This window comes from Enterococcus sp. AZ050, assembly GCF_051715085.1.
Taxonomy (GTDB): Bacteria; Bacillota; Bacilli; order Lactobacillales; family Enterococcaceae; genus Enterococcus; species Enterococcus faecalis.
Genome location: NZ_JBIOTC010000001.1, coordinates 1,259,389 through 1,285,704 on the forward strand (window position 1 = coordinate 1,259,389; position 26,316 = coordinate 1,285,704).

General features: G+C 37.4%; 27 protein-coding genes. 7 read left to right on the forward strand and 20 right to left on the reverse strand.

The features are described from left to right. Window positions 1–57 precede the first annotated feature (57 nt). From rplA to lsa(A), 3 genes are all read right to left on the reverse strand, one after another. Window positions 58–747, reverse strand: a complete 690-nt coding sequence (gene rplA / locus IGJ04_RS06085) for a 50S ribosomal protein L1 (RefSeq protein ID WP_002356425.1) — start codon at window positions 745–747, stop codon at window positions 58–60. Window positions 748–858: 111 nt separating this feature from the next. Then, entirely contained in the window at window positions 859–1,281 is a 423-nt protein-coding gene (rplK, locus tag IGJ04_RS06090) for a 50S ribosomal protein L11 (RefSeq protein WP_002356424.1), read from the reverse strand. A 122-nt stretch (window positions 1,282–1,403) separates the two neighbouring features. Beyond that, window positions 1,404–2,900, reverse strand: a complete 1,497-nt coding sequence (gene lsa(A) / locus IGJ04_RS06095) for an ABC-F type ribosomal protection protein Lsa(A) (protein ID WP_438840046.1) — start codon at window positions 2,898–2,900, stop codon at window positions 1,404–1,406. 375 nt (window positions 2,901–3,275) lie between these two features. On the opposite strand from lsa(A), the gene sdaAB reads away from it, so the two are divergent. After that, window positions 3,276–3,944, forward strand: a complete 669-nt coding sequence (gene sdaAB / locus IGJ04_RS06100) for an L-serine ammonia-lyase, iron-sulfur-dependent subunit beta (protein WP_002414070.1) — start codon at window positions 3,276–3,278, stop codon at window positions 3,942–3,944. A 22-nt stretch (window positions 3,945–3,966) separates the two neighbouring features. Further along, window positions 3,967–4,839, forward strand: coding sequence for an L-serine ammonia-lyase, iron-sulfur-dependent, subunit alpha (sdaAA, locus tag IGJ04_RS06105; protein WP_002367199.1), 873 nt, complete (start codon window positions 3,967–3,969; stop codon window positions 4,837–4,839). A gap of 65 nt (window positions 4,840–4,904) precedes the next feature. Here sdaAA and IGJ04_RS06110 read toward each other — a convergent pair whose 3' ends face one another. From IGJ04_RS06110 to IGJ04_RS06120, 3 genes are read right to left on the reverse strand one after another with little or no spacing between them, the layout of a single operon-like run. Next, window positions 4,905–5,750: a M55 family metallopeptidase gene (locus IGJ04_RS06110; RefSeq protein WP_002365054.1), complete on the reverse strand. Its 846-nt coding sequence runs from the start codon at window positions 5,748–5,750 to the stop codon at window positions 4,905–4,907. Then, window positions 5,747–6,850 carry a M42 family metallopeptidase gene (locus IGJ04_RS06115; RefSeq protein ID WP_002356417.1) on the reverse strand — a complete coding sequence of 368 codons (1,104 nt, stop codon included), beginning with the start codon at window positions 6,848–6,850 and terminating at the stop codon, window positions 5,747–5,749. Before IGJ04_RS06115 ends, IGJ04_RS06110 begins: the two co-directional genes overlap by 4 nt. A 13-nt stretch (window positions 6,851–6,863) precedes the next feature. Further along, window positions 6,864–8,492 carry a peptide ABC transporter substrate-binding protein gene (locus IGJ04_RS06120; RefSeq protein WP_010707191.1) on the reverse strand — a complete coding sequence of 543 codons (1,629 nt, stop codon included), beginning with the start codon at window positions 8,490–8,492 and terminating at the stop codon, window positions 6,864–6,866. Window positions 8,493–8,568: 76 nt separating this feature from the next. Between IGJ04_RS06120 and IGJ04_RS06125 the strand changes: the two genes are divergently transcribed. After that, window positions 8,569–9,291, forward strand: coding sequence for a MurR/RpiR family transcriptional regulator (locus IGJ04_RS06125; protein ID WP_010707190.1), 723 nt, complete (start codon window positions 8,569–8,571; stop codon window positions 9,289–9,291). 92 nt (window positions 9,292–9,383) lie between these two features. Here the strand turns inward: IGJ04_RS06125 and IGJ04_RS06130 are convergent, their stop codons facing one another. From IGJ04_RS06130 to rpmG, 4 genes are all read right to left on the reverse strand, one after another. Further along, window positions 9,384–10,271: an alpha/beta hydrolase gene (locus IGJ04_RS06130; RefSeq protein ID WP_025188790.1), complete on the reverse strand. Its 888-nt coding sequence runs from the start codon at window positions 10,269–10,271 to the stop codon at window positions 9,384–9,386. A 110-nt stretch (window positions 10,272–10,381) separates the two neighbouring features. After that, window positions 10,382–10,927 (reverse strand): transcription termination/antitermination protein NusG, encoded by a 546-nt coding sequence (gene nusG / locus IGJ04_RS06135; RefSeq protein ID WP_002384070.1) that lies wholly within the window; start codon window positions 10,925–10,927, stop codon window positions 10,382–10,384. Window positions 10,928–11,051: 124 nt separating this feature from the next. Then, complete coding sequence (gene secE / locus IGJ04_RS06140) at window positions 11,052–11,222, reverse strand: preprotein translocase subunit SecE (RefSeq protein WP_002356409.1); 171 nt, start codon at window positions 11,220–11,222, stop codon at window positions 11,052–11,054. Between the two features lie 20 nt (window positions 11,223–11,242). Next, on the reverse strand, window positions 11,243–11,395 hold the full coding sequence (gene rpmG / locus IGJ04_RS06145) for a 50S ribosomal protein L33 (protein WP_002356408.1): 153 nt from the start codon (window positions 11,393–11,395) through the stop codon (window positions 11,243–11,245). Between the two features lie 285 nt (window positions 11,396–11,680). Between rpmG and cbpA the strand changes: the two genes are divergently transcribed. Then, the gene (cbpA, locus tag IGJ04_RS06150) at window positions 11,681–12,319 is read left to right on the forward strand and encodes a cyclic di-AMP binding protein CbpA (protein ID WP_002365057.1); all 639 of its coding nucleotides are present in this window, start codon (window positions 11,681–11,683) and stop codon (window positions 12,317–12,319) included. A gap of 455 nt (window positions 12,320–12,774) precedes the next feature. On the opposite strand, the gene IGJ04_RS06155 is transcribed toward cbpA, so the two are convergent. The 3 genes from IGJ04_RS06155 to IGJ04_RS06165 all read right to left on the reverse strand — a co-directional run bounded on the left by IGJ04_RS06155 (window position 12,775) and on the right by IGJ04_RS06165 (window position 16,190). Next, entirely contained in the window at window positions 12,775–13,518 is a 744-nt protein-coding gene (locus IGJ04_RS06155) for a hypothetical protein (RefSeq protein ID WP_010707187.1), read from the reverse strand. Window positions 13,519–14,301: 783 nt separating this feature from the next. Beyond that, window positions 14,302–15,189, reverse strand: coding sequence for a UDP-N-acetylmuramate dehydrogenase (murB, locus tag IGJ04_RS06160; protein WP_002387193.1), 888 nt, complete (start codon window positions 15,187–15,189; stop codon window positions 14,302–14,304). Window positions 15,190–15,275: 86 nt separating this feature from the next. Then, window positions 15,276–16,190 (reverse strand): Gfo/Idh/MocA family protein, encoded by a 915-nt coding sequence (locus IGJ04_RS06165; protein ID WP_002359452.1) that lies wholly within the window; start codon window positions 16,188–16,190, stop codon window positions 15,276–15,278. Window positions 16,191–16,396: 206 nt separating this feature from the next. On the opposite strand from IGJ04_RS06165, the gene IGJ04_RS06170 reads away from it, so the two are divergent. The 3 genes from IGJ04_RS06170 (at window position 16,397) to IGJ04_RS06180 (ending at window position 18,431) form a co-directional block, all read left to right on the forward strand. Beyond that, window positions 16,397–17,152 (forward strand): exodeoxyribonuclease III, encoded by a 756-nt coding sequence (locus tag IGJ04_RS06170; RefSeq protein ID WP_010824848.1) that lies wholly within the window; start codon window positions 16,397–16,399, stop codon window positions 17,150–17,152. A 34-nt stretch (window positions 17,153–17,186) separates the two neighbouring features. Beyond that, complete coding sequence (locus IGJ04_RS06175; RefSeq protein WP_002356400.1) at window positions 17,187–17,720, forward strand: 3'-5' exonuclease; 534 nt, start codon at window positions 17,187–17,189, stop codon at window positions 17,718–17,720. Window positions 17,721–17,840: 120 nt separating this feature from the next. Then, on the forward strand, window positions 17,841–18,431 hold the full coding sequence (locus IGJ04_RS06180) for a hypothetical protein (RefSeq protein ID WP_010707185.1): 591 nt from the start codon (window positions 17,841–17,843) through the stop codon (window positions 18,429–18,431). Between the two features lie 88 nt (window positions 18,432–18,519). On the opposite strand, the gene IGJ04_RS06185 is transcribed toward IGJ04_RS06180, so the two are convergent. From IGJ04_RS06185 to IGJ04_RS06215, 7 genes are all read right to left on the reverse strand, one after another. Then, on the reverse strand, window positions 18,520–20,202 hold the full coding sequence (locus IGJ04_RS06185) for an FAD-dependent oxidoreductase (RefSeq protein ID WP_010707184.1): 1,683 nt from the start codon (window positions 20,200–20,202) through the stop codon (window positions 18,520–18,522). Between the two features lie 96 nt (window positions 20,203–20,298). Further along, window positions 20,299–20,862 carry an alkyl hydroperoxide reductase subunit C gene (gene ahpC / locus IGJ04_RS06190; protein ID WP_002367212.1) on the reverse strand — a complete coding sequence of 188 codons (564 nt, stop codon included), beginning with the start codon at window positions 20,860–20,862 and terminating at the stop codon, window positions 20,299–20,301. 240 nt (window positions 20,863–21,102) lie between these two features. Beyond that, a complete protein-coding gene (locus IGJ04_RS06195; protein WP_002381418.1) occupies window positions 21,103–21,792 on the reverse strand; it encodes an O-methyltransferase in 690 nt (229 codons plus the stop codon). Window positions 21,793–22,406: 614 nt separating this feature from the next. After that, window positions 22,407–23,411, reverse strand: a complete 1,005-nt coding sequence (locus tag IGJ04_RS06200) for a lipoate--protein ligase (protein WP_002356394.1) — start codon at window positions 23,409–23,411, stop codon at window positions 22,407–22,409. A gap of 32 nt (window positions 23,412–23,443) precedes the next feature. Further along, the gene (locus IGJ04_RS06205) at window positions 23,444–24,184 is read right to left on the reverse strand and encodes an MBL fold metallo-hydrolase (RefSeq protein WP_002356393.1); all 741 of its coding nucleotides are present in this window, start codon (window positions 24,182–24,184) and stop codon (window positions 23,444–23,446) included. Between the two features lie 145 nt (window positions 24,185–24,329). Continuing rightward, entirely contained in the window at window positions 24,330–25,121 is a 792-nt protein-coding gene (locus tag IGJ04_RS06210; RefSeq protein WP_002365061.1) for a DUF975 family protein, read from the reverse strand. A 20-nt stretch (window positions 25,122–25,141) separates the two neighbouring features. Continuing rightward, complete coding sequence (locus IGJ04_RS06215; RefSeq protein WP_002372326.1) at window positions 25,142–26,224, reverse strand: M42 family metallopeptidase; 1,083 nt, start codon at window positions 26,222–26,224, stop codon at window positions 25,142–25,144. Window positions 26,225–26,316 lie beyond the last annotated feature (92 nt).

Genomic DNA, 26,316 nt, shown 5'->3' on the forward strand with positions numbered 1-26,316 from the left:
CACTTTACCATAGGGTAAGTGAGTGAGTCAAGAATTTTTTAATTATTTTCTTTCAAATTAGAAAGAAGCTTGGTCAACGTGGATTCCAGGTCCAAATGTTGTTGTTACTGAAATGTTTTTGATGTATTGACCTTTAGCAGTTGATGGTTTAGCTTTCAATAATACGTCGTTAATTGTGTTGAAGTTTTCAACCAATTTTTCGTTATCAAATGAAACTTTACCGATTGGTACGTGGATGTTACCAGCTTTGTCAACGCGGTAAGTTACTTTACCAGCTTTAACTTCTTCAACAGCTTTTGTAACGTCCATTGTTACAGTACCAGTTTTAGGGTTTGGCATTAAACCTTTTGGTCCTAAGACACGGCCTAATTTACCAACTGTAGCCATCATGTCAGGAGTCGCAACAACTACGTCAAAGTCGAACCATCCACCTTGGATTTTTGCAACCATGTCGTCGTCGCCTACGAAATCTGCACCAGCAGCTTCAGCTTCTTTAGCTTTTTCGCCTTTAGCGAATACTAAAACAGTTTGTGTTTTACCAGTTCCGTTTGGAAGCACAACTGCTCCACGGATTTGTTGGTCTGCTTTTTTAGGGTCAACGTTCAATTTGTAAGCAACTTCAACTGTTGCGTCAAATTTCGCGATGTTTGTATCTTTTGCTAAAGCTACTGCTTCTTCAACTGAGTAAGCTTTTGTAGCATCAACTTTTTTCAATGCTTCTTGCATTTTTTTGCTCTTTTTAGCCATTTTGTTTCCTCCTTGATTGTGGTTATAACGGTTGTACCTCCCACGTCTTTCATATCTTTAAATATGAAACGAACTGAGAAGCTACTTCTTTGAGTAAGTGTGGAATAAAAATTATTCTACGATGATACCCATGCTTCGTGCAGTTCCTGCAACCATGCGCATTGCTGCTTCAACGTCAGCGGCGTTTAGGTCTGCCATTTTAAGTTCAGCGATTTCTTTCACTTGATCGCTTGAAACTGTTGCAACTTTAGTTTTGTTTGGTTCACCTGAACCTTTTTCGATTTTTGCAGCTTTTTTCAATAAGACTGCAGCAGGTGGTGTTTTAGTAATGAATGTAAATGAACGATCTTCATATACAGAGATTACTACTGGAATAATCAAGCCTGCTTGGTCAGCTGTACGAGCATTGAATTCTTTAGTGAATCCCATGATGTTGATACCTGCTTGACCTAACGCTGGACCTACTGGTGGAGCTGGTGTTGCTTTCCCCGCAGGAATTTGTAATTTAACGATTTTTTCTACTTTTTTAGCCACGAAAATACCTCCTTAAGTTCTCGTGCGTGGTTAATGGGGTTGAGATTTCCCCTCCCACTCAACGTACATTTAAAACATACCCTATTACTATACAGGATTCCCTTTACTTTTTCAAGATGTTTTTATGATTTCAAGACAATTTTTTTATCCGTTATTTTCTTCATGAAATGCGCATCATGCTCAATCACTAGCATTGCAGGCTTCACAGATAAGATTAGCGCTTCTAATTGTTGATGATTAAACACATCCAAGTAATTAAGGGGTTCATCCCAAATATAAAGTTCAGCTGATTGAGACAATGATTTGGCTACTTCGACTTTTTTCCGTTGCCCCATACTCATTTGTTCAATTCGATTAGTGAAAACGGCGCGCTCCATCCCAAGTTTTCGTAAGTTATTTAAAAATTGGGTGTAATCTAACTGATTTTTCTCTGCAAATTCGGATAAAGTTCCTTGATTGTCTTCATAATCTTGGCGCACATAAGAAATGGTTAATTGGTGAGCCAAAGTGGCTTCGCCTTCTGAATCCCCAGAAAAATTATCCAATAAATACTGAATTAAGCTCGATTTTCCTGAGCCATTTTTTCCTGTTATTCCGACAATTTCTCCCGCGTTTATTGAAAAAGAAAGTGGCGCAAATAGCCAATTTTTCTCGTAGCCTAGACGAAGCTCTTCCAACGTCAATAATGTTTTGTGATGCGTTGGTTGATAATCCATTGACAAAGGATCAATATACTCAAGATCTTTTAATAGTTTTTCTTTTTCTGCTAATTGTGTTTCGGCGCGTTGTTGAATGTGTTTCGAGCGCTTCATTACGCGCGCTGCCCGGGCACCAATGGCTCCTGTATCAAAAATCGCCCCGCTCCCTTTTTCCTTAGCGTTGCCGTACTTATCACCTTCACGGTTCATCGACCATTCCGCTTTTTTACGAGCGGTTTCTTTCAAGCGATTGACTTCTTTTTTGATTTTTTCATTTTCTGCTAGTTCAAAAGCATCTCTTAATTTTTTTTGCTCTTCATAAATAGAAAAATTCCCTTGATACAGTGTCAATTGACTTTTTTCAATCGCCAAAATATGATCAACCACTTCATCAACAAATGCCCGATCGTGGCTGACTAAAATAAACCCGTGTTTCTTTTTCTTCAAATATTCAGCCACTTGTTGTCTGCCAGCTAGATCTAAATGATTTGTTGGCTCGTCAATTAAAGGAAAGGCATTTTCTTCAATAAAAAGAAGACCTAATAAAACTTTCGTCTTTTCGCCGCCTGATAAAGAAGAAAAGGGCCGCCATAAAACTTCAGGATCAACGTTTAAAAGCGTTAATTCTCGTTCTAATTCCCACTGTTCAAAAGAAGTCACCTCTTGTAAGACATAATAAGTGAGCTGTTGTTCTTCTGCAACTGTTTGTGGAAAATAGACGAAATCGACTTGATGCAGAATCTCTCCTTGGTAATCCAACTGCTTTTGTAACAATCTTAATAAGGTTGTTTTCCCACGGCCATTGCGGCCAATCAATCCTAATTTCCAATTGGTATCCATCGTGATATTTGCCTGATCAAAAAGCAATACTTCTTGATTATCATAGGCAAAAGATAGTTGTTTTAGTTCAATTTTCGACATAAATATACCTCCATAAAGCAAAATTGATGCAGCTTTACGGAAATCAGCGGCATCAATCCAAGGTATACAAAAAGACCCGTGGCTGAATTCTTTAAGCTAATTTCCGAAAATCCGCACACTCCACCCGTTATATTCAGGCAAAGTTATACAGTTTCTCTAAAAAATTAACTTAAATTTTCAACGCACGAATCCCTCTTTTCATCTTTTATTATCTAGAATTTAGCATCTCTTCACTGATTTGTCAACGAAGGCCCCTTGCTTTCATTCTGATAAAAATTTAAATTATTCGCTAAAACACAAGCGATTGCCTAGTTCCCCGCCATTTTTTGTGTTAGACTTCCAATGAAAACATATTCTAATGAAGAAGGTGCTGAAATGGAAGAGTTACGCTTTAATAGTGTTTTTGATATTATCGGACCCGTTATGATTGGTCCAAGCAGTTCTCATACAGCTGGAGCGGCAAGAATTGGAAAAGTGGTTCGGAGTATTTTTGGACAGCAACCTGATAGCGTTGACATTTATTTATATGAGTCTTTTGCCAAAACTTATCGTGGTCACGGAACAGATATCGCCTTAGTTGGCGGCCTTTTAGGTATGGAACCAGATGATGAGCAACTAGCCAATTCTTTGGAAATTGCTTATGAACAAGGAATGGAAGTTTGTTTTATTCCTAAAAGTGAAAAAGCAGACCATCCTAATTCCGTTAAAATTGTGGTTTCTTCTGGCGACCGAAAACTATCTGTGACAGGAATTTCAATTGGTGGTGGAAACATTCAAATTTCTGAATTAAATGGCTTCAAATTGTCTTTAAGTATGGGCACGCCAACATTTATCGTTGTCCATCAAGATGTTCCTGGCATGATTGCTAAGGTGACCAACATCCTTTCAGCTAGCGATATCAATATTAGTACAATGACCGTTACCCGAGAATCTAAAGGGGAAAAAGCGATTATGATTATTGAAGTTGATCAAGCCGAAGTCGGTGACATTGTCATGCAATTAGCTGAAATCCCTCATATATATAGCGTTAACTATTTTGACTAAATGAACGTAAAGGAGTAATACGATGTTTTATTCAATTGAAGATTTGGTAGCTCAAGCGAAAGAGTACCCTTCTGTGAGCGAATTAATGATTGCAACAGAAATGGCTCATGGCGGGTATTCTCGTGAACGAATTATTGAAACAATGGAAAAAAATCTAGCCGTTATGAAACAATCCGTCGCTGAAGGAATCGCTGGTGTTACCTCAGTAACAGGGTTAACTGGTGGCGATGCAACCCGCTTAAATGATTACATACATTCAGGCAACTTTTTAAGCGGTGAGACCATTTTACAAGCCGTGCGAAATGCGATTGCTGTTAATGAAGTTAATGCAAAAATGGGCTTGATTTGTGCTACACCAACCGCAGGCAGTGCCGGAGTAGTTTCTGGCGTCTTGTTGGCAGTTATTGACCGCTTAAAGTTAACGCATCAGCAACAATTGGATTTTCTATTTACCGCTGGGGCTTTTGGCTTAGTGATTGCCAATAATGCCTCAATCAGTGGTGCCGAAGGTGGTTGTCAAGCTGAAGTCGGTTCTGCTAGTGCAATGGCAAGTGCCGCTTTAGTTGCGGCTTCTGGCGGTACGCCTGATCAATCTGCTCAAGCTGTAGCCATTACGATAAAAAATATGATGGGCCTCATTTGTGATCCTGTTGCGGGACTTGTTGAAGTTCCTTGCGTGAAGCGAAATGCATTAGGTTCTTCTCAAGCCTTCATCTCAGCTGATATGGCTTTAGCGGGGATTCGAAGTGTCATTCCACCAGACGAAGTCATCCACGCAATGTACCAAGTGGGTCGCCAAATGCCACAAATTTTCAAGGAAACAGCTGAAGGCGGTCTTGCGGTGACACCAACTGCACAACGTTTAAGCAAAGAAATTCTAGAGAAACAAAAATAGAAATAACTATAGCAAGAAGCTTACAGAAAAAAATGTCCATTCGTTTTTTCCGTAAGCTTCTTACTTTAATAACTTGTTCCGCCTAAACCAACCACAGCGACAATTCCATTCATGACATCTTTCATCGTTTCACCTACAAATGAAACAGTTCTACCATCAATGCGTTTAATCATTGGTAACATTTCAATACGATCTGCTTGTGCTGTCGTCACACATTGCAATTTTACAGTTGCAGGTGTTTGCAAGGCATATCGGGGTAATTCAGACAACGCAAAGGAAGTTAACACCTGACTTGTAGTTGCTACGATAGCTTCCCGAACTTGTTGCATGGGTCTATTTTTGATTGCATAACGTCCCAGAGATTCTTTGGTGGAAACAAAGGGAACTTCGGGCATCATTTTTTCTTGAAAAAGTTGTTCCTCTAAGCCTGATTCACCGATAATTAAACCAACAGGGACACCTAATTCGCTAGCGTAAGCTGCATTAATTGTCGTTTCATTCATCGCTAAGTCGTTTATTTTTAAATCATAAGCAACACTAGCGCTATACCCATGATCCATATTCCCTTTTTGTTTACCAATACCGGCATGATAACCTAAGAAAAAGACCACATCATAGCTACTATCCAAGCCACTCATCATATAATCCATGCGAGGAAAGCCGCTCACTAAGGAAATTCGTTCATCCATTTCTGCCAAGCGCGCATAAGCTAAATTCAATCCACGGCTATGCGAATCGGCAATAGTAATTTCTGTAATTTGTTCATTTTTGGCACTCTTTTGAATCCCTTCAATCAACCAAGCCACATGTTGGTGATATAATTCTCGGAATAAAACGGTGTCTTCTTTTTCCATATCAAATGTCGCAATACCTGCTAATCCTTCAATATCGCATGATACATAAATCTTCATTTGTTCCACTCCTTTGACAATGGCTGAACCAGTGCTTGAATTTTGTCAGCATCTAAATTTTTGATTAATTGAATGACTAATTCTTTCGCCGCTTGGTAATCTTGAAAGTCCACATAGCAATGGGGTGTGTGAGCGTAACGGACAGGAATTCCTACAACAATCGTCGGGGCTCCTTGAACTTGTGTAATCGCCATGCCATTGGTTCCACCACCACTTCGAACAGAAACTTGAACAGGAATTTTGTGTATTTTAGCAATCTCTAGTGCATACTCTTGAAATTCCGGATTCGTAATCATAGAAACATCAAAATAACGTAACATCGGTCCTTTTCCCATTGCTGATTGAATCATCTCTGGCGTTTCTGCCGTATCATCAGCCGGGCAGCCTTCGAAAACAATAGCTAAATCAGGATTGACTTGCTTTGCGGCAATAAGTGCTCCTCTTTCGCCAACTTCTTCTTGTGCAGTTACTGTCGCAACTAACTTGAATGGAAGCGTCTCTTCTTTCAACTCCTCCATGACATCCACTAAGCAAGCACAGCCAATGCGACAATCAAAAGCTTTTCCTAAAAAAAGATCTGTCTGTTCGTTGTAACAGCACGTCACATCTGGAATGACCGGTGCACCAAGATCGATTTTGTACGTTTCAATTACTTCTTCTTTTGAGGTAGCACCAATGTCGATCGTCAAATCAGCAATGGTTAATGGCCGCTGTCGTTCCTCTGGTGTCATAAAATGAGGGGGCCGACTAGTAACTACGCCTGGCAGATAGGTACCTTCCCGGTTACGAATCCGAACTTTTTGTGCAGAAATCGTATTAGGAACCCAACCACCTAACGGAAGAAAGCGCAACAAGCCGTTTTCTTTAATTGCTTGAATCATAAAACCCACTTCGTCACTATGAGCATCAAAAAGCACAACTGGACCTTCACTTAGATTATTTTTCTTCTCAAGATATAAATTTTTAATGGCATCTAGCCGTTGAATAGTAAAATCCGCAGTTGCGTGTTGAAGGATTCTAACGACTTCTGTTTCAAAGCCTGAAACACCATTAGCATTTGAAAGTTCCTGAATTAATTGAACAGCTTGACTTTTTTTCATTTTTTCCCAACCTTTACTTGTCACCGATAGAGACTGATTTGTAATAGCCTGAACCTAATGGGCCATAGACTAAATTTTGGACAGAATCGTCCACTAAGCGTGCTTCTGTTAATTGATAAAGAGGAACTAGGGGTGCTTCTTCCGCAACCAATTGATCCGCTTTTTGTAATGTTTTCCAACGTTCTTCATATTTATTTGCATAAGTTACGTTTGCTTCTTGAAGCAACTGATCGAAGGTCTTATTAGACCATTTACCAAAATTATTGGAATTTTTTGATTGCAATAGGTTTAAGAAATCGATTGGATCAGCATATACTGGCGTCCAGCCACCAACCACAATGTCGAAATCTCCGCTGCGACTTTTTTCTAAACGATTATTAAAAGGAACTGGCGAAACATTGACTGTTAAATTTTCTAAATTATCTGCTAAAGCTCCTTGAACATACTCACTGATTTTTTTAGCATTTTCTGTATCCGAACTTAAAATCGTTAGCTCCGCTTTTTCAATTCCTAATTCTTTTTTAGCCGTTTGCCATAACTCTTTCGCTTTTTCTGGTTCACTAGGATTTAAATCTCCTAATTCCTCTGCAAAATCTTTTTGCGTTTCTTGATTAGTGAAACCTGTTGGCACGAAGCCAAGTGCTTTTTTTGAGCCATCATTTAAAACATTTTTAGCTAAACGTTCAGAATTTAATGATAATGCTATTGCTCGACGTGCATTCTTATTTGCCAAAAGATCTTTTTGCGTATTTAATTGGATATAATACGTTCCAGGAATTTCACGAATTTTCAAAGCTGCATTGCCTTGTTCTTGTGCAACAATTTCTCCAGAAATTTTTACAACATCTAATTCTTTCCCTTCGAAAAGATTTTTCCCAGTATTGACTTCTTTAACTACTTGGACATCCACCTTATCTAGCGAAACATTCGCTTGATCCCAATAATTTTTATTCTTCACATAGGACCAAGTATTATTCGTGCCATCCCAACCTTCTAATGTGAAGGCGCCATTGTAAAGTGTTGACTCAGCTGATGTACCATAGTTTTTGCCCGTTTTTTCGACAAATGCTTCATTTAAAGGATAAAAAGCTGGCACCGCCAATAATTGTTGAAAATAACTCATAGGATAGCTTAGCTCTACTTCCAAGGTATGGTCATCAATGGCTGTTACCCCTAACTCTTCTTTAGATTTGCCACCGTCAACAATAGCACGATAATTTTTTAGCCCTTCAAAATAATACGCTTGCGGGGAAGCTGTTTTTGGGTCCACTGTGCGCTTCCAAGAATATTCAAAATCATTGGCTGTGATTGGCTCGCCGTTACTCCATTTTGCATCTTTTCGAATCGTAAAAGTATAGATTAAACCATCATTGGAGGGCTGTACTTTTTCAGTTGCCAATGCTGGTTTAGCTTCTCCTTTTTCGTCAAAGGAGAAAAGTCCCTCCCCTACTTGGCTCATTACATCTGCTGCTGTATTATCCATTGCCAACGACACGTCTGCCGTTGATAATTCCGAATCAATCCCGACCCGTAATACCTGTTGTTCTTGCTTTTTGGTTTCTTTCCCAACACTTCCACAGCCCGAGAGAAGTAGAACCATGATTGCTGCCAAAGACAGCCTTTGCTTTGTTGCCCTTTTCATAAAAACACCTCATTTTTTATTTTTTGATACCTTTTTCCCACAAAATTATTTATAATCTGATAAAGGAGGTTTGCTCATGAACTTAGATTACTTAAAAGAAACGTATCATTTAACAAAAACAGAAAGTCAGATTTTGTATTATTTGGATCAACAAAGTACGAACGCGGCCGATTTGAGTATTCGAGAAGTTGCCAAACACTGCTTTTCTTCGCCTAGTTCCATCATTCGTTTAGCCAAAAAATTAAATTTATCAGGTTATAATGAACTTATTTACAAATTAAAAGAAGCCCATTTTTCTCAGCCAATCCCTTATGAAACAGCACCTTCATTTGAAACAACCAACGAGTTTTGTCGACTGCTTGCCAAACACAAGAATCATTTATTTGTTATTTTAGGTCATGACTTTTCACGACATTTGGCGGCTTACATTAGTGAAGTTTTCAATTTTCATGGCATCCCCAGTATCACAACAGCCCATACTCATTCGATAAATAGTCAAAATAATCAGAATTTTCTTTTTATCATCCTTTCACATTCTGGTGAAGAAAAATACTTAAAAGAAACAGCTCTGCTTGCGAAAGAGAAAAAACATCCTATCATTTCTTTTGTTGGCGCCAAAAATTCAACTCTTGGTCGACTGGCAGATCTCGTTTTTTCAACTGACTCTTACAGCCCGTTTTCAACAAGTGTCGCTCAGCCACAAATGTTTTTTGGCCAAACATTAATCACCTTTGAAGCCTTGATTTGTGCTTATTTAAATCATGAGGATTCCATTCCAATATCTCCTAAAAATAAATAATTTTATTTATTATAGCTGAAAAAAGCTATTTCGCTAGCCAAAGTATAGAAAAAGGCACATGTTCCATTTTTTATGGAACATGTGCCTTTTTGCTATTTTTTACTCGGCCATAGAAACTCGATTAGCAATTGATCTACTTCAGGATTTTCATGTAATTGGCTATGTTGTGCATTTTCTCCTTTAATAATCTGGCTAGTGACTTGAGTTCCTCGCTGTCTTAGCAAGGCGTTGACTGCTAAGGCACTAGATAACGGTACCGTTCCATCACTTAAATCTGTTGCACTTAATTGACCACCAATTAATAAAATGGGCAGTTTTTCTGGAACAACATTGATCATCTCTTGATAATCCAAATAGCGGCTACTTTTTTCTGTGGGGCCGTTTTCTAGTTCCGTTTCGATGGTTTGCTGTTGACTCGTATCAATAAAATCATTGAAAGGTGCTCCAATGCTGACAAATTTTTCAATTTTAGGTAACGATGTGTCTTGCCCATAGGTTCCTAAATAACGTAAACCACTAACACCACCCATAGAGTGCCCGACAATATTGGCTTTGTTCACTTGATAATTTTTTTGTAAATAGAGTAATGTGTTTTTTATCCATTCTGTTTGATTCCATTCATTGTTTTTATTATCTTCAAATAGAACTTGAACACTGGGATTCGTCGCTTTGCCACTTAAAGCTCCTCGCTCTTTAACCACGGTCCCATCAGGTTTAACGAGTAGCACTAATTCTTGAGTTGTGGCACCTTGTTTCTCCAAGCGATGCAGTAACGAGCCAAACGAATTTTTAGTTCCCGCGTAACCATGAAAAAAGAGCGTTGGTGTTGTTGTGCGGTTTAACTCAACGGTTGCTTCTTTTGTGGGGGCTTGGTTGTCATTCTTCGTGGTTGCTCCAATTTGGCAAGCACTTAATAATAGAACAAGACCCATTAGCAAAGAAAAATAACGATATTTTTTGGCCTGTTTCATTTTTTTCATTCCTTTCTGCGATGAACTAAAAAAGGGCTTGGAAAAGAAGTCAGTTGACTGCTTTTCCAGACCCTACAATCTGTATCAATCAGCTGAACAATAGTTTGTCAGCTCGTTTATTAATCAATGTTATCGACTTGTTCAAAGTCTAATTCTGTACTTGTTTCACGACCAAACATATCGATGTTTACTTTTAATTTTTGTTTTTCTTCATCGATTTCTGTCACAACACCTTCAAGACCAGAAAAGGCACCTTCGATAATTTTCACTGTATCGCCTAGCGCTACTTCTAAGTCTGATTGACGGGTGCTCATGCCAATTGAACGTAAAATGTGGTTAATTTCTTCTTGTAATAAAGGAGCGGGTTTACTACCGGCACCATGTGAGCCTACAAAACCAGTTACGCCTGGCGTGTTACGAACAATATACCAAGAATCATCGGTCATAATCATTTCCACTAACACATAACCAGGGAAAGTTTTATGAACGATTTCTTTTTCTTTACCATTTTTGACTTCTTTTTCTGTTTCTTCTGGTACAACGACACGAAAAATATAATCGCCCATCCCCATGCTTTGTGCACGTGATTCAATGTTTGCTTTTACTTTATTTTCATAGCCTGAATAGGTGTGCAATACGTACCAATTTCTTTCAAAAGTTTCCATTACTGATTCGGCTCCTTTAAATGTTTTAGTTTATTTTTTTCGAGCAAATAAAAAAAGCTCAGTTTCCCGAAGCTTTTTCTCGAATACTATTATAGCACCCCTCGTCGGGAAATACTAGAATTAATTATTTTAAAATCCAGCCAAATGCCGTTTGGATAACAGTATCCATGATAAAGAACAATGCTGCAAATAAAATAGATGTTTCAATTACAACTAATGTATCTTTACGCAATTGTTTTTTTGTTGGCCAAGTTACTTGCTTCATCTCATCAGCAACGCTGCGGAAAAATTTCATGTTGATACCCTCCTCTAAATCTATTTCGTTTCTTTATGTAACGTGTATTGATTACAATATTTACAGAATTTATTGATTTCTAAGCGTTCGCCACGTTTACCTTCACTAACGGATTTAGAATAGTTGCGAGAGCCACAAACGGAACAAGCAAGAGCTGCTTTCTTTGTTGCCATGTTCTTCGACCTCCTCTATTCACAAATTTACTTCTTAACAGTACCATTATTCGAAAAAGTTGTCAAAGTTTAATTTACTTTTTAAAGAAGCGCTGTGCCGATTCTTACGTAATTTTTTACCATTATCGCGAATACGTGCTTGATTTCTTTTATAAAATATCTGATTTTTCTTTATTTTCTATTTATTTTAACAAAATTGCTTTTATTCTGAGGTCTCAGCTATTGTTTTCTGCTAAGTTATGATATGATAAATTTATTAAAAATGAACCCTTAGGAGGCCTGTTTATGTTATTAAAATCTGTAGTTATTAAAAAAGATAATTTAACAACCGTCAATGAATCTTGTACTCTAGAAGAAGCTCTTTCTATTTTAGAAGACTCAGGTTACCGTTGTGTCCCAATTTTAGACGAATCTGGAAAAATTTTCCGAGGAAATATCTATAAAATGCATATTTACCGCCACAAAGCAAACGGTGGCGATATGAGTTTACCTGTTACCTATTTGTTAAAAAATGCCACAAAATTTATTTATGTCAACACTTCATTTTTCAAGGTATTTTTTACTATTAAAGAACTACCTTACATTGCTGTTTTAGATGAAAATAATTATTTTTATGGTATTTTAACACACAGCACCTTATTAAATATTTTAGCGCAATCTTGGAATGTAAAACAAGGGAGCTATGTTTTAACGATTGCTTCAGTTGGTCAACAAGGCGACTTAGCAGCCATTTCAAAAATCATTGCCAAATATAGCAGCATCGCCAGCTGTATTACATTGGATGTTGATAGTGAAGAATTTGTTCGTCGCACACTTATTACTTTGCCAGCCGGCACAACTGCCGAAACGTGTACAGCCATTGTAGAACATTTAGAGCGGAAAAACTTTAAAGTTGTAGAATTGGAAAATTTAGAAGACGAGTAAAAGAGATGACTCACTTATCTTGATACAAATAAAAAGAAATGGAACAGATGACAATACACAATCTGCTCCATTTCTTTTTACGTTTGTTTTTTAATATATTTTTGGGAAAAAATTAGTATCAGTATGCCGAACAGCACTATAAAATAGTTTGCTACCGAAATCTTTAACAAAGGTACATTTAGATAATCTACTATTTTTTTAGGAACATACATCAACAGAAAAGTTGTTAGCCAAAAGAACATCCTATTACTCTTTTTATTGGCGTAATACGCACTCATAAAAGATATACCAAAAATGATGCCAAAAAAAGTTGTATAAAAAGTGATTTCTGATTCTTTTTTAACAGCTAACTGAACAACTCCTAGAATAACCATCACTATAAATAGAATTAGTAATGTGTAATTAATCCAATAAAAAAACAATCGTTGCATTTAATCACTTCTTTTCCTAAAAATTTAAAAAGTACGATGCTGATAACCAATCAAAGGGGCACCTTTGTAACGATAAACTCCTCGCTTATAGAGCGCTACCCAACCATTTCCATTACTATCAAAAACTTTTGCCAACCTTTCTCCAGCAGAAATTCCACGAGCACCCATATATCCGAAAACGAAATCAGCAGCAGCTCTCGAAATTCTAAAAAGAGAAGCAAAGTAACCTATCCAAGAACCTAATCCCATATCAACAATTGTTGCAAAAACATTTCTACCTACTGCCAAATGTGTATAAGTCCACGGACCATTATAGATTCTTTGCAAAGGATTATAATCTTGTATTTTTTCTTTTTCACTATCAAAACTACCAATAATTGGTGACGTCTCTGTTTCAACCTGGTACGTTCCATCTTCTAATAAAATGCTTTTTTGTACAATAATATTTTCTCCTGTATTAACGACTGATATAGTTTGATTATTTTCGGTATCATTAATTTTTGTAGCCAGAACAACGTCTTCTTCCCCAATAACTGTTTTAACTTCTTCGCCGGAACCTGTATCTTCATACGAGCTTATATTAATAACCTCCGTACTCTTTTCAACAAAAGTATCGAAAACAGGAGCTGATTCATTTGAAGAAAAAGTTTCTCCTTCAGTAATTCCATCGCTGCTTACACTTGAAGTATCCTCTGCCAGAACTGTTACACTAGGAACTATTACCGTGCCAAATAAAATCAGGGTTGCTAAACAAATCAATTTTTTCATAATAAACATCTTCTTCTATCAATCTTATATATACAACAAGTATATAAGTTCATTGTATCACATTCATTTTAAAAAAATAAGTTTTTTCTCGTTATTATCAAATCAAAAACCAATTGTTTTATCCCTTAAAACAAATAATCTTTATTTAATAAGTATAATTTTCTATCGAATATTTAGAGCGCAAAAACTTTAAAGTTGTTGAATTAGAAAACTTAATAGTAACCTAAAAAAGAAGTAATGGTCTGTGCAGTAGGGAACAGACCTGAAAAACATCTGTCAACCAGCTTGTCATACTTAGCTCTTGGCATCTCACTCCAAAATAAATTGTTTATCGCATATAATAGGTACGTCTTATGATGAACTTACTTTGGAAATCATTCGAGAAGCAACAATCCAAATCGTTCCAATTGTGCGGGTATTATTATTGGCGATTTACTTAGGACTTTTGCTACCTTTTCAATCCCATAATTATCTCCATTCACAAGAACACTTTTAAAAATCAAAAGAGCCTGGGACAAAAATCACTGTGGATTTTTGCTCCAGGCTCAAAACCTGATAAACGACGGGAACAGAACCAACACTATGCGTTGCTCCGATTTCAACAACTTCTAAGGTGTTGAAATCGACATACGTCTCGTCACAGTACAGCCTTCAAAAGAGCTACAGCTCTAAGAGTTGTGATGTTTAACTGTGAGACATGAACAGATGACATCATCGTACCTACTTGGTTCTTGGAGTTAAACACTTCTGTCCCGTCCTCTTTGGGCAACTAATGAAGTACTTCTAGACTTCTTCACCAATAATTCGAACTTCCGTTTGCAATTCAACATCAAATTTTTCTTTAATCACTTCTTGGATATGTGCAATTAATTCCACATAATCCGTGGCGGTTGCATGATCGATGTTAACAATAAATCCCGCATGCTTTTCGGAAATTTGAGCACCGCCCCATTTTAAGCCTTGTAAGCCAGCGTCTTGAATTAATTTCCCTGTAAAATGACCAACAGGGCGTTTAAAGACACTGCCACAAGAGGGATACTCTAGCGGTTGCTTCAGTTCACGAAGTTCCGTTAATTCATCCATTTGGGCTTTAATTTCTGCATGGTTTCCTTTTTCTAAAGCAAACGTTGCTTGCAAGACAATACAATGTAATTCTTGAATTTCACTATGACGATAACGGAAATTCAGGTCTTCTTTCGTCATTGTTTGGATAGTTCCATCTGCCAACAGCACTTCTGCAGACTGGAAAACATCTTTAATTTCCCCGCCGTATGCTCCAGCATTCATATAAACAGCACCACCGACACTTCCTGGAATGCCACAAGCAAATTCAAAACCAGTTAAATCAGCTGCTAAGGCTTCGTAGGTTGTATCAATCAGCTTGGCACCAGCATCCACAATCATGGTGGTACCGGCTACTTTGATTTCTTTCATTTCTGTTAGCATAATCACGACATCGCGAATACCGCCATCACGAACAATCAAGTTGCTAGCATTGCCTAATACTAACCATGAAAGTCCTTGTTCTCGGCAATACGCCACGATCTCTTCGACTTCTTTTTTTGTTTTGGGTAAGGCCAACACATCAGCTGGGCCGCCTGTTTTGGTAAAGGTTACGTTTTTTAATGGTTCATCTACTAATAAAGTAATTTCGTTTAATGTTTCTAACATAGCTTTAGTGTTCACGAAAGTTAGTCCTTTCTTTTCAAAATATCTGTCTTATTCTAGCATGATAGAAAGAAAGTTGCTAGTCCTCTTTAAAGAACATGCCGTTGTTGTTGGCGCAGCATTTCTTCACATAACGCATGACTTTCATAGACTTTTTCTTGCTTTAACTCTTGCTCTTGCGGTTTTTGAATGGCCTGAATGAAAGCAGTAACCATTTGGTAAAAACCTCTTTTTTCCAATGTCGGCGTCCAATCCCCCATCTCTTTTACTTGGTATTCTTCTTCTGTTTGGATGGTCAAATGCGTTAAATTTTCCAAGCGATAAGTACCTGTGGGGCTGGTGACTTCAAAAGTTTCTGTATTGGCCCCAGAGTGTAAATCCATGGAACAAACAATCGTTGTCTGTTCGGTTTCTAATTGTAAAATTGCTCGTTTTAAATGACCGTTTTCTTCCACTAATTTTGATTGCACCACGTGGAGCGGTCCTTCCGCTAAATAAACGGCGGTATCAACGACATGTAAAAATAAATCATACATCATAAAACTTGTTTCTCTCGTTGTATTGATGCGGTTCTTTTTAATAAAAATTGTTTGTTTTTCAGGAATATTTTTCAATACTTCCGTATAAGGGGCAAAACGACGATTGAAGCCAACCATCAGGCGCAGATTTTTGGCTGCTGCTAATGCTTGTAATTCTTTGACTTCAGCAAGCTCTTCACTTAAAGGTTTGTCCACAAAGACGTGAATACCAGCCTGTAATAATTGGCGAACAACTGCGCCATGCACTTTTGTGGCTACATGGACAAAACAAGCATCAATCTTTGCTTCAATCAATTCTTCTATGGTCCCAACGGTTTCTGTAAAGCCATACTGATCAGCGATTTTTTGTCGTGTTTCTGGGTTTCTAGTTGCTAATACAAACTCTGCCAAGTGGCGGCATTCACTATAAGTTGGCAAATACGCTTTTTGTGCAATGTTTCCTAAACCAATGACTCCAATTTTCATTCGTTTGTCCTCATTTCTGCTCTTTTTACTATTTTATCATAGACTACTTCTTTCCAAAAATCAGTCATTTTCTCTTTTTCTTTTCAAGTATTTAAAACTTCTTTAAAAAGTATTAGAATAGAAGAAAGCACCAAGCGACCTTTTCTTTGGTTCTGGTTTGCACTGAAACGAGCAAAAGCATTTCTTATTTGAAAGGAGTTTCAACAATGAAATGTATTTCTTGGAATGTCAACGGCTTACGAGCGGTTGTTAAAAAGAATTTTATGGATGTTTTTAATGAATTAGATGCAGATTTTTTCTGTTTACAAGAAACAAAATTACAAGCTGGGCAAATTGATTTAGAACTTCCTGGCTATCATCAGTATTGGAATTACGCCGAAAAAAAAGGCTATTCTGGCACAGCAATTTTCGCTAAAGAAGAAGCGTTAAGTGTTCGCTATGGCTTAGGTATCGAGGCTCACGATCAAGAAGGCCGCGTGATCACTTTAGAATATCCAGAATTTTTCATGGTCACTTGCTACACACCAAACTCACAAGCTGAACTAAAGCGTTTAGCTTATCGAATGACATGGGAAGATGCGTTTCGTGCCTATTTAAACGAATTAAATCAAGAAAAACCCGTAATTCTTTGTGGTGATTTAAACGTAGCTCATCAAAAGATTGATTTAAAAAATTGGAAAACCAATCAAAAAAATGCGGGATTCACGTCTGAAGAACGGCAAAAATTTACTGAGTTGTTAGACAGTGGCTTCACTGATACATTCCGTTATTTTTATCCAGAAGCTGAAGGCATTTACTCATGGTGGAGTTATCGCTTTAACGCACGAAAAAATAACGCAGGTTGGCGGATTGACTATTTCGTTGTGTCAGAATCCTTGAATGAACGTTTAGTCAGTGCTAAAATCCATACAGATATTCTTGGTAGTGATCATTGTCCAGTGGAAGTTGTACTTGATTTTTAAGTGTTACTCAACGCGTTGAAAGGAGTTTTTTTTAATGAACTTTTACGCTTTTGACTTTGAAACAGCTAGTTATGATAAACATAGTGCCTGTTCCATTGCAATTGTTAAAGTAGAAAATAGTCGGATTGTGGATGAATTTTACACGTTAATCAAACCAGAAACACCTTTTTTCTGGCGAAATACGCAAATTCACGGCATTCATGAATCAGATGTTGTCAATGCGCCCAAATTCCCTGAAGTATGGCAACAAATTCAGCATTGTTTTCAACCAAATCGGTTAGTGGTCGCTCACAATGCAAGTTTCGATTGTAGTGTTTTGGCTGGCTGTTTAGATTACTATGGCTTAGAACAACCTAATTACCTTTCTTTATGTACAGTCAAAACGAGTCGCAAACTGTTTCCTGAATTTCCTAATCATAAATTAAATACCGTTTGTGAAAACCTCAATATCACTTTAAATAATCATCATGATGCTTTAGAAGATAGCCGAGCTTGTGCCGAAATTCTTTTACAGCAAGAACAACGATTTGGGGTTGAACCTTTAAAAAAATTAGTATTGGTGAAATAATCCAGTTCTTGTTTCCAGCGAAGGCGTTATCTCTTTCAGTGGCTAGTTGGCAGGAGATAACGTCTTTTCTTTTACATAACTTTTCCGCTAAAACAAAAATTTTTCAGAAAGGACGCGATGATGTATTCGATTCTTTACTTATTCACAGACTCTCTCAAAAATGCGTGGCGCTCAAAAAACCAATTTAGTACGTTGATTCTTATCTTTATTATTAGTTTTCTGACTTTTTCTGCTCTATTATTGACTTTGTTGTTTTCTCGATGGCTTTCACAAATGATTCTTCTTGATAATTATGCAGTGATTCCTCCCTTGAAAATTTTCAGAGGTTTGGCTGGAATCAGCGCTGGAACACTCTTTTTCTTCCTGATTAGTTATATTTGCCGAACTTTCTTCCTAACTTTTTTAGAGCAAAAAAACGACTTACTGATCTTAGCTCTTTTAGGTACGACAAAATTACAAATTTTAATTAGCTATGCCTTACACCCCCTCTATTATTTGATTTTTGTTTTGCCTTTAGCTGCTTTTCTAGCTAATAAGCTCATTCAACAGTTTATCCATGATTTTTTCAGCGAGGTACCTGGTTTAATGCATATCGATAGCTACATGCAAGATGTCTTTTTACCACTAACAGGAAGCCTGTTGTTCATTTGCTGTTGTGTCTTTTTAATTCTTTTTAGGAAACTCAATCGCCTAATCAAAAAAGGTACTTGACTAACTATGCGAAAAAAGTGAGAAATACATCATCTCGACGTATTTCTCACTTTTTTGAATGACTTAGGTCTTTATTTTTCCGCCTCTTTTAAGCCAAGGCTTCAATAATTTCGGTCATTGTTTTTGAACCAAAAATCATTTGTTCGCCATCAATTAGCATTGCTGGAACGCTCATAATTTTCTTTTCTTTTTTCAACTCTGGAAATAGACTAATGTCCACCATTTCTGCTTCCACATGAGGATTAATTGATGCAATATGTTGGCAAGCCGCCACGACATCGGGACAGAAATGACATGTTAGTGAAACAAAGATTTCTATTTTTCTTTTTGGCAATGCAAGTATGTTCTTTTGCAGACTTGCTTCTAACGGCTGCCCCTCGCTGCCGACATTATAAACCGCCAAAACCAACGAGTTTACTTCATGGCCACTAGGAATACCACTAAATTTAATTCCTGTATAGTTTCCTGCCGTATCTAAGAGCACAACGCTAGGCATTTTTTCAATCCCATACAGCAATTCTTTGGCTGGCTCAGTATCTTTCAAAATCGTTTCTAAAGTAATCTTCTGATCCAGACTTGCAAATTCTGTTAAGAATGACTGAAGTTCCAATGATTTTTCATCACTTGCATCCAAAAACTGAAGCAATGTCACTTTTTTGGTTAGTTTAGCGAAAATACCGCTTAATTGTTGGCGCATACTTTCTGGGAACCAATGATGCTTACCAGTAACTTTCGCTGGCTGTTTTTCTTTTGGTTGCTGACTGTTTGTTTCAGGGGCAGATTGATTAGCTAATCGTTCAGTCATTCGCTTCGTTACAATCGGTTGGCCCGCCTGTGTTTTTTGTTCTGTCACGTAACGTTGCGCATGAGTGGCGGCAATTGCACCGTCTGCAACCGCCGTCACAATTTGACGTAATTCTTTTATTCGTAAATCTCCTGCTGCATAAACTCCGGGAATATTGGTTTCCATATTTTCAGTTGTTGGCACATACCCACGGTCTAAGGTAATTTTCCCTTCAAAAATTTCTGTACTTGGTTTATTTCCAGCAAAAACAAACAGACCAAATGTACTGTCTTTTGGCGCTTCATAAACCGTTTCTTCTCCCGTCTGGTTATTGACAAACACAGCTTTCCGGACAAAATCATCTCCCGTAATTTCTTTCACTTCTGTGTTATAAACAATCTTAATTTTCGGGTGATTTTTGGCCGCCTCCGCAGTTAATTTTGCACATGTAAAATCGGGTTCTCGGATAATCATCGTTACTGATTTACCGTAACGTGTCAAATAAACGGCCTCTTCCGCTGCTGCATAACCGCCACCAATCACAAAAATATCTAGGCCTTGGAAAAACTCCCCATCACAAGTAGAACAATAGGCCACGCCGCGTCCTGTAAATTCACTTTCACCAGGGAAACCAATTTTACGAGCAGAGGCCCCTGTCGCAATCAATACTGCATATGCTTGATAGGTTTGACTCGCTGATTGAACAGTTTTTATCGTTTGACTAAAATCAACATCAATAATCTCGTCGTTTGTAAAAGCTACACCGAAGTCTTGTGCTTGAATGCGCATTTCTTCCATTAGTTCTGGACCTGTTGTGTGACGAATCGCTGGATAGTTCACAATTTCAGAAGTCGTCGTTACCTGTCCGCCAATTTTGTCTTTTTCAATAATTAAGGTATCCATCATTGCGCGACCTGCATAGATACCTGCAGATAAAGCAGCTGATCCGCCACCAATAATAATCAAATCGTAGATTTCTTCTGTCACTTGCTTCTCCTCTTTCTTCTGTGTTTCAGAAAAAGAGCTGAACAAAACATTTTCTCTGTTTTATCCAACTCTTTGACCTCTATTTACAAAGCGAATTTAAATTTTACCAACTAAATCTAAGCTTGGTGCAATTGTTTCTTCTCCTGGTTGCCAATTGGCTGGACAAACTTTATCACCATGTTCTGCTACAAATTGAGAAGCTTCTAATTTACGAACAAGTTCTTCAGCATTACGACCAATACCCATGTCGTTGATTTCATAAGATTTGATGTCCCCTTCTGGACTCACAATAAATGAAGCACGGTAAGCCATTCCAGAAGCTTCATCTAAAACGCCAAAGAAACGAGCAAGTTGACCGTTAGGATCGGCTAACATTGGATATTTAATTTTTCCAATCGTTTCTGTAGCGTCAGCCCATGCTTTATGCACATAATGACTATCTTCTGAAACAGAGTAAACCTCACAATTTAATTCCTGTAAATGCGCATAATGCTCTTGCATATCCCCTAATTCCGTAGGACACACGAAAGAAAAATCAGCTGGATAAAAGAAGAAAATACTCCATTTTCCTAAAATATCTTCTGTTGATACTCGTGTAAATTCACCATCGTGATAGGCATCACATTCAAAGTCAAAAAGTTTTTGATTAATTAAATTCATTGTCGTTCCTCCTCTGTTTTTTTACTCTTTAAGGATAACAGTTTATAATTATTCCGTCAATAGAATAATTATAAACAAACAAAGTTTTATTAACGCATAATACTGTCCTATTGAGAATTTTACGATTATCATTCTCAATTAGAAATAGCGAGATAACTTTTTAAATAACATAAAAAAGAAAGCGAATCATTAAAAGAACTTGCTTTTTAATGATTCGCTTTCTTTTTGTGAAGACATTCTTTAACTATCTAAAATAATCGTTTCTTTCTCTTTGGTAATTAAAATAACTCCATCACCAAGAGGAACTAAAGTAGAAGTTAAATCAGGGTGCGCCATGACTACATCTAAAAATTGGTTTAATTTACGATGAATCGCTCGATTTTTTTTCGGTACTTCCTCAGCAGGGTCTAAAATTGTCCCAGCTTGAAATACATCATCCACCATCAAAACGCCGCCAACTGGTAGCAACCGTAAACATTCAGGTAAAAATTCAATGTATTTTGATTTGGCACTATCCATAAAAATAAAGTCATAAGGTCCTTCCAACGTTGGTAGAATCTCAGCTGCTTGTCCTTCTAAAAGAGTGACCTTTTCTTCTAAGTCTAGGCGTTGGTAGGTTTTCTTCGCTTTTTTTATCATTACGTCAAAACGATCAATCGTGGTCACGTGACCATCTTCACCAACAAATTGGGCCATCAAGCTTGAAGAAAAACCAATTGCTGCCCCGATTTCTAAAATATTTTTAGGCTTTAGTTGTCCTAGCAAAAATTGTAGAAAAACTACTGTTTCGTGCGGAATAATCGGCACCCCTGCTTCATTGGCTTCCGCCTCCACTGCACCTAATTCTCCGGGAAGTTTCTTTTGTTTTGTACGCATATACTCAACCAATTCTGGTTTAACGACTGGTCGATGCATCATTTCGTTTCTCATCACTTTCGCTCCTTTTCGTCCCTTTATTATACGAAGTCCTTGTTCCTCTGTAAAGGATTGAAATAGGATTCTTAGTATTTGTTTGAAAATAACATGCACATTCTTAACTTCCTAGCTAAGTGCGGATTACTTCTTGTAAGCACATTTTTTCTTTGTTTCTGCTATTTTTTATTAAGTTTTATTCAGAAAACGTCAAAAAGTAGCCCTCAAGAACATACCTATTGATTTTTTCTCGTTATTTCTTATAAAAATACTTCTACATATGTTAATATTTTCCCTTAAATCACTATTAATTCTTGCTATTTCAAGCCCCAAAACAAGCCTATAACCTTGCCAAAATAAGAAACGTCAAATTTTACTACTTTGTCTGTAAAAATTTGATATCACAAAAGAAAGGAAATCTTGTATACTCTTTACAGATAGTGATTTATAGTGAAGCACATAACCAAATTCCCGGACTTGACTTGGTTCAAGTACATATGCAGGCGAGCTATTTGATAGCTCCCTGATAAAAATCGTTTCGACGATTTTGCACATAGCACTACCTTTCTAAAAGCTAAAAATTATTTTTAGCTAGAAAAAAGACAACCGTTTGAAACGGCTGTCTTTTTTTTTTAATAAATTAACCCAAGCAAATCTTCTTTTTCGATATTGCCAAAGTATTTTTTAACGTCAATTTGATCAATGGCTTCTTCTAAAGAAGCTTTATCATATTTCACGCCGGTTAAAATATCTTCAACATCTTTAATTTCACCAAGCCCAAAGAAGTCCCCAAAGATTTTAATTTCTTGAATGGCACCATCCGCCACATTCATTTTCATTTCAATTGAACCAATTGGGAAACGATGACGACGTTCTAAGTTAAATGCAGGTGATTTTCCATAATTCCAATCCCAATTGCGATAGTATTGCTCTGAAATTTTGTTAATAGCCGCCCAGTCTTGATCAGTTAATTCATACGTTTTAACTTGGTCGATCGAATCTACGCCGAAAATTTTCAAAAGAATTTCTTGGCGGAATTCTTCCGTTGTCATCTCTTGTTTATCTTCAGATAAAAATGGTTTAATGTTTGTTACCCGTGAACGAACAGACTTGATACCTTTAGATTCGATTTTATCTTTCCGTACTTTCAATGTATTTACAACTTCATCAATATCACTATCAAACATTAAGGTTCCATGTGCAAACATGCGGCCGTTGGTAGCGTACATCGCATTTCCTGAAAACTTCATATCATTAATCACTAGGTCATTGCGCCCTTTTAATTCGGCACCTTCAACGCCTAAGTCGTGCAATGCTTGAATAATTGGTTGGGTAACTTTCGCAAAATCACGGAAAGAGTTGCCGTCATCTGGCATAATAAAACTAAAATTCAAATTACCATGATCATGATAAACGGCGCCGCCGCCACTTAAGCGACGAACAACATGAATGCCGTGCTCATCTACATATTCTTTGTTAATTTCTTCAATTGTATTTTGGTTACGGCCAATAATGATTGACGGCTCGTTAATGTAAAATAAAAGAATGGGCTCATCTAAAGGCATTTCTGTTAACAAATATGTTTCAATTGCTAAGTTCACTCGTGGGTCATTATTTTCATTCGGTACAAAAATCACAATCGGTTCTCTCCCTTGGTATAGTTACTTTTTTAAATCTCAACTGTTAAATCTGGTTGGGCTAATGTCACTGGAATTTCCGTTCCAGCATAGTTTTGCGCTTCTTCCCGTAGTTGTTCCAATGACCCATGCTGTGGTAAATGGGTCAACATCAATTGTTTGACTTGTGCTGCTTTGGCAATTTCACCCGCTTCTCTTGACGTAAAATGTGCATGATGTCGTTCATTACCTTCAAATAAGTACGTATCCGCTAAGAATAAATCGGCGTCTTTTGCAAAGTCTTCAAAACTTGCTAAGTAACCAGAGTCTCCTGTAAAGACAAAGACTTTGCCAGTCGCTTTTTCAACAATCCGCATCGCGTAACAAGTGACAGGATGAATCGTTTCCATGAAAGTAATTAAAAATGGTCCTACTGCCAACTCTTCTGCTTCAAAATACTCTTTCCCTTCGGAAACGTTAGGAAGCGTTAGTTCTTTGAAATGCATTTGATCTTGTGTATGGCCATATATTGGCAAAATAGGCGTCGGTTCCAGCGTTGGATAAAGCTGACGATAATATTGTAAAACACCTAAATCTGCGATATGGTCATGATGGTAATGCGACAGAATGACAGCATCTAATTTCAATGGATCTAGATAGTTTTCTAAACGCACTAATGTCGTACTGCCTGCATCAATAAGCAAATGAAAGCCTTCAGATTCTAACAAATAGGAACTCGTTCCTTCTCCTTTGTATGGATAAGCACCTAAACAGCCTAAGACAGTCAATTTCATGTGTGGACAACCTCCTTCAATACGATACTTCCATGTTACCATAAAATAACGGAAAAACGAGGTTAAAACGCTTAAATTTTCACAAAAAGACCAAAGAAAAAACCTGAATCCTTTGTCGAGATAACAAAGGATTCAAGCTTCTATTTTATTCTTCGGCTAAACCTTTTTCTTCTAAGGCAGTTTGATAAAAACTAGCTAACGCTACATAGTTATAAGGAATCACCCATAGTAGACCGATACCAATAGCTAAAAAGCCCACAATATACCAACCAATAAAAGAAAATTGTAAACATAAATATTGCCAAAAACGATTTTTCATTAAATATAACGCCTGTTTCAATGCCATCATAATTGGCAGTTCTGGATTATCAAAACGTAGCCACACAGCAAATTGAAAAACGCCACTCACAAATAAACCAATTAAAAAGATCAAGATAGTGGCAACGCCAAATGCTAGGAAAAAGGAAAAATCATTTAAGAAAAAGGCTTGGATTTCCTCTGGTGTAACTGTATTAAACATCAATTTGAAATACAAGGTTGTCCCTGCCCCAAATAAAATTGGTAACAAAAATAACAAACCAATTACACGTTCAAGTACTTTTTGAAGTAGGTTGACCACAAATAGCGGACCATAATATTTTCCTTGAAAAACACTCATTAAAATATTGACCCGCACCTTTTCACCACGCAACACCTTCAAGGCTGCGTAATATAGCGCATAACTTAACGCGAATAAAACAAAAATTTGCAGTAATACTGCGGCAAAACTACTTTGAAAAACTTGATTTTCACCAGAAAATAAATTTTGCACAATCGATGTTAAGAAGCTCTGTAAAACCACTCCTAAGAAAGTTAACCAAGCCATGATCCCCCATTGCCCATCAAGAGCTCTGCGAGCATTGGCACGATGTTGCGAATTTGTTACTAAACTTTTCATTCATTCCATCCTTTCTGAAACTAATAACTAGTCAATTTAGCGACTGTTTCTTTATCTAGACGTTTCACCACTTCTGTGACTAATTTGACTGTGTTGAAATAATCATCTTCATGAATAACTGAGGTATGTGAATGCAGATATCTAACAGGCACCGTGATGGCTAATGATGGAATCCCGTTGCGCGTTAAATGCATGCGGCCAGCATCCGTACCTCCCCCTGTAATCACTGTATATTGGAAGGGAATGTTATTTTCTTCCGCCACTTGAATAACAAAATCACGTAATTTTTTATGCGGAATCATTGATGCATCATAAATCAAAATTTGTGGCCCTTCACCTAAAATAGAGTCGGCTTCTTTAGGTGTCATTCCTGGTGTGTCACCAGCTGTTCCTGTGTCTAAAGCAAACGCTATGTCTGGATTCACAAGATGTGTACTTGTTTGCGCACCGCGTAGCCCGACTTCTTCTTGCACATCACTGCCTGCAAATAAAATATTGGGGTGCCCTTCTGTCGCTAAATTTTCTAAAACTTTTAATGAAACGGCCGTACCAATTCGGTTATCCCACGCTTTTGCCAATAAAAATTTTGTATCATTCATGCGACGATAGTCAATATATGGTGTCACCATATCCCCTGGATGAATCCCCCATTCTGCAACTTGTTGATCGCTACTTGCACCAATATCAATAAACATATCTGCAATCTCATAGGGTTTGTTACGAACTTCCGCTGTTAACACATGCGGTGGTTTAGACCCAATGACACCATGGTAAACCTTACCAGTCGTGGTTTTAATCTGAACTTGTTGGGCCAACATCACTTGCCCCCACCAACCGCCAACGGTTTGAAATTTTAAAAAGCCTTTTTCTGTGATTTGGGTAACCATGAAACCGACTTCATCCATATGCCCAGAAATGTAGACTTTTGGTCCTTCTTTATCACCAACATTTTTTGCAATAATACTGCCAAGGCCATCATATAAAAATTTATCCGCATACGGTGCTGCATACTTTTTAAATAACGAACGTACTTCGTCTTCATTCCCAGCAATCCCTTTAGCACTTGTTAAATCAATTAACATTTTTTCTTCTTTTGCATCCATAAAAATAACTCCCCTCAAAAACCAATTTTATCCATTATACCACGAACTAAAAAAATACTTACAAAAAATAAATTGAGCAACGTTCTCCACTA

Bases quoted from the DNA above. Each gene is read 5' to 3' on its own strand.
- rplA (WP_002356425.1), bottom strand. From the start codon at position 747: ATGGCTAAAAAGAGCAAAAAAATGCAAGAAGCATTGAAAAAAGTTGAT.
- sdaAB (WP_002414070.1), top strand. From the start codon at position 3,276: ATGGAAGAGTTACGCTTTAATAGTGTTTTTGATATTATCGGACCCGTT.
- sdaAA (WP_002367199.1), top strand. From the start codon at position 3,967: ATGTTTTATTCAATTGAAGATTTGGTAGCTCAAGCGAAAGAGTACCCT.
- IGJ04_RS06110 (WP_002365054.1), bottom strand. From the start codon at position 5,750: ATGAAGATTTATGTATCATGCGATATTGAAGGATTAGCAGGTATTGCG.
- IGJ04_RS06115 (WP_002356417.1), bottom strand. From the start codon at position 6,850: ATGAAAAAAAGTCAAGCTGTTCAATTAATTCAGGAACTTTCAAATGCT.
- IGJ04_RS06120 (WP_010707191.1), bottom strand. From the start codon at position 8,492: ATGAAAAGGGCAACAAAGCAAAGGCTGTCTTTGGCAGCAATCATGGTT.
- IGJ04_RS06125 (WP_010707190.1), top strand. From the start codon at position 8,569: ATGAACTTAGATTACTTAAAAGAAACGTATCATTTAACAAAAACAGAA.
- IGJ04_RS06130 (WP_025188790.1), bottom strand. From the start codon at position 10,271: ATGAAAAAAATGAAACAGGCCAAAAAATATCGTTATTTTTCTTTGCTA.
- nusG (WP_002384070.1), bottom strand. From the start codon at position 10,927: ATGGAAACTTTTGAAAGAAATTGGTACGTATTGCACACCTATTCAGGC.
- secE (WP_002356409.1), bottom strand. From the start codon at position 11,222: ATGAAATTTTTCCGCAGCGTTGCTGATGAGATGAAGCAAGTAACTTGG.
- rpmG (WP_002356408.1), bottom strand. From the start codon at position 11,395: ATGGCAACAAAGAAAGCAGCTCTTGCTTGTTCCGTTTGTGGCTCTCGC.
- cbpA (WP_002365057.1), top strand. From the start codon at position 11,681: ATGTTATTAAAATCTGTAGTTATTAAAAAAGATAATTTAACAACCGTC.
- IGJ04_RS06155 (WP_010707187.1), bottom strand. From the start codon at position 13,518: ATGAAAAAATTGATTTGTTTAGCAACCCTGATTTTATTTGGCACGGTA.
- murB (WP_002387193.1), bottom strand. From the start codon at position 15,189: ATGTTAGAAACATTAAACGAAATTACTTTATTAGTAGATGAACCATTA.
- IGJ04_RS06165 (WP_002359452.1), bottom strand. From the start codon at position 16,190: ATGAAAATTGGAGTCATTGGTTTAGGAAACATTGCACAAAAAGCGTAT.
- IGJ04_RS06170 (WP_010824848.1), top strand. From the start codon at position 16,397: ATGAAATGTATTTCTTGGAATGTCAACGGCTTACGAGCGGTTGTTAAA.
- IGJ04_RS06175 (WP_002356400.1), top strand. From the start codon at position 17,187: ATGAACTTTTACGCTTTTGACTTTGAAACAGCTAGTTATGATAAACAT.
- IGJ04_RS06180 (WP_010707185.1), top strand. From the start codon at position 17,841: ATGTATTCGATTCTTTACTTATTCACAGACTCTCTCAAAAATGCGTGG.
- ahpC (WP_002367212.1), bottom strand. From the start codon at position 20,862: ATGAATTTAATTAATCAAAAACTTTTTGACTTTGAATGTGATGCCTAT.
- IGJ04_RS06195 (WP_002381418.1), bottom strand. From the start codon at position 21,792: ATGAGAAACGAAATGATGCATCGACCAGTCGTTAAACCAGAATTGGTT.
- IGJ04_RS06205 (WP_002356393.1), bottom strand. From the start codon at position 24,184: ATGAAATTGACTGTCTTAGGCTGTTTAGGTGCTTATCCATACAAAGGA.
- IGJ04_RS06210 (WP_002365061.1), bottom strand. From the start codon at position 25,121: ATGAAAAGTTTAGTAACAAATTCGCAACATCGTGCCAATGCTCGCAGA.
- IGJ04_RS06215 (WP_002372326.1), bottom strand. From the start codon at position 26,224: ATGGATGCAAAAGAAGAAAAAATGTTAATTGATTTAACAAGTGCTAAA.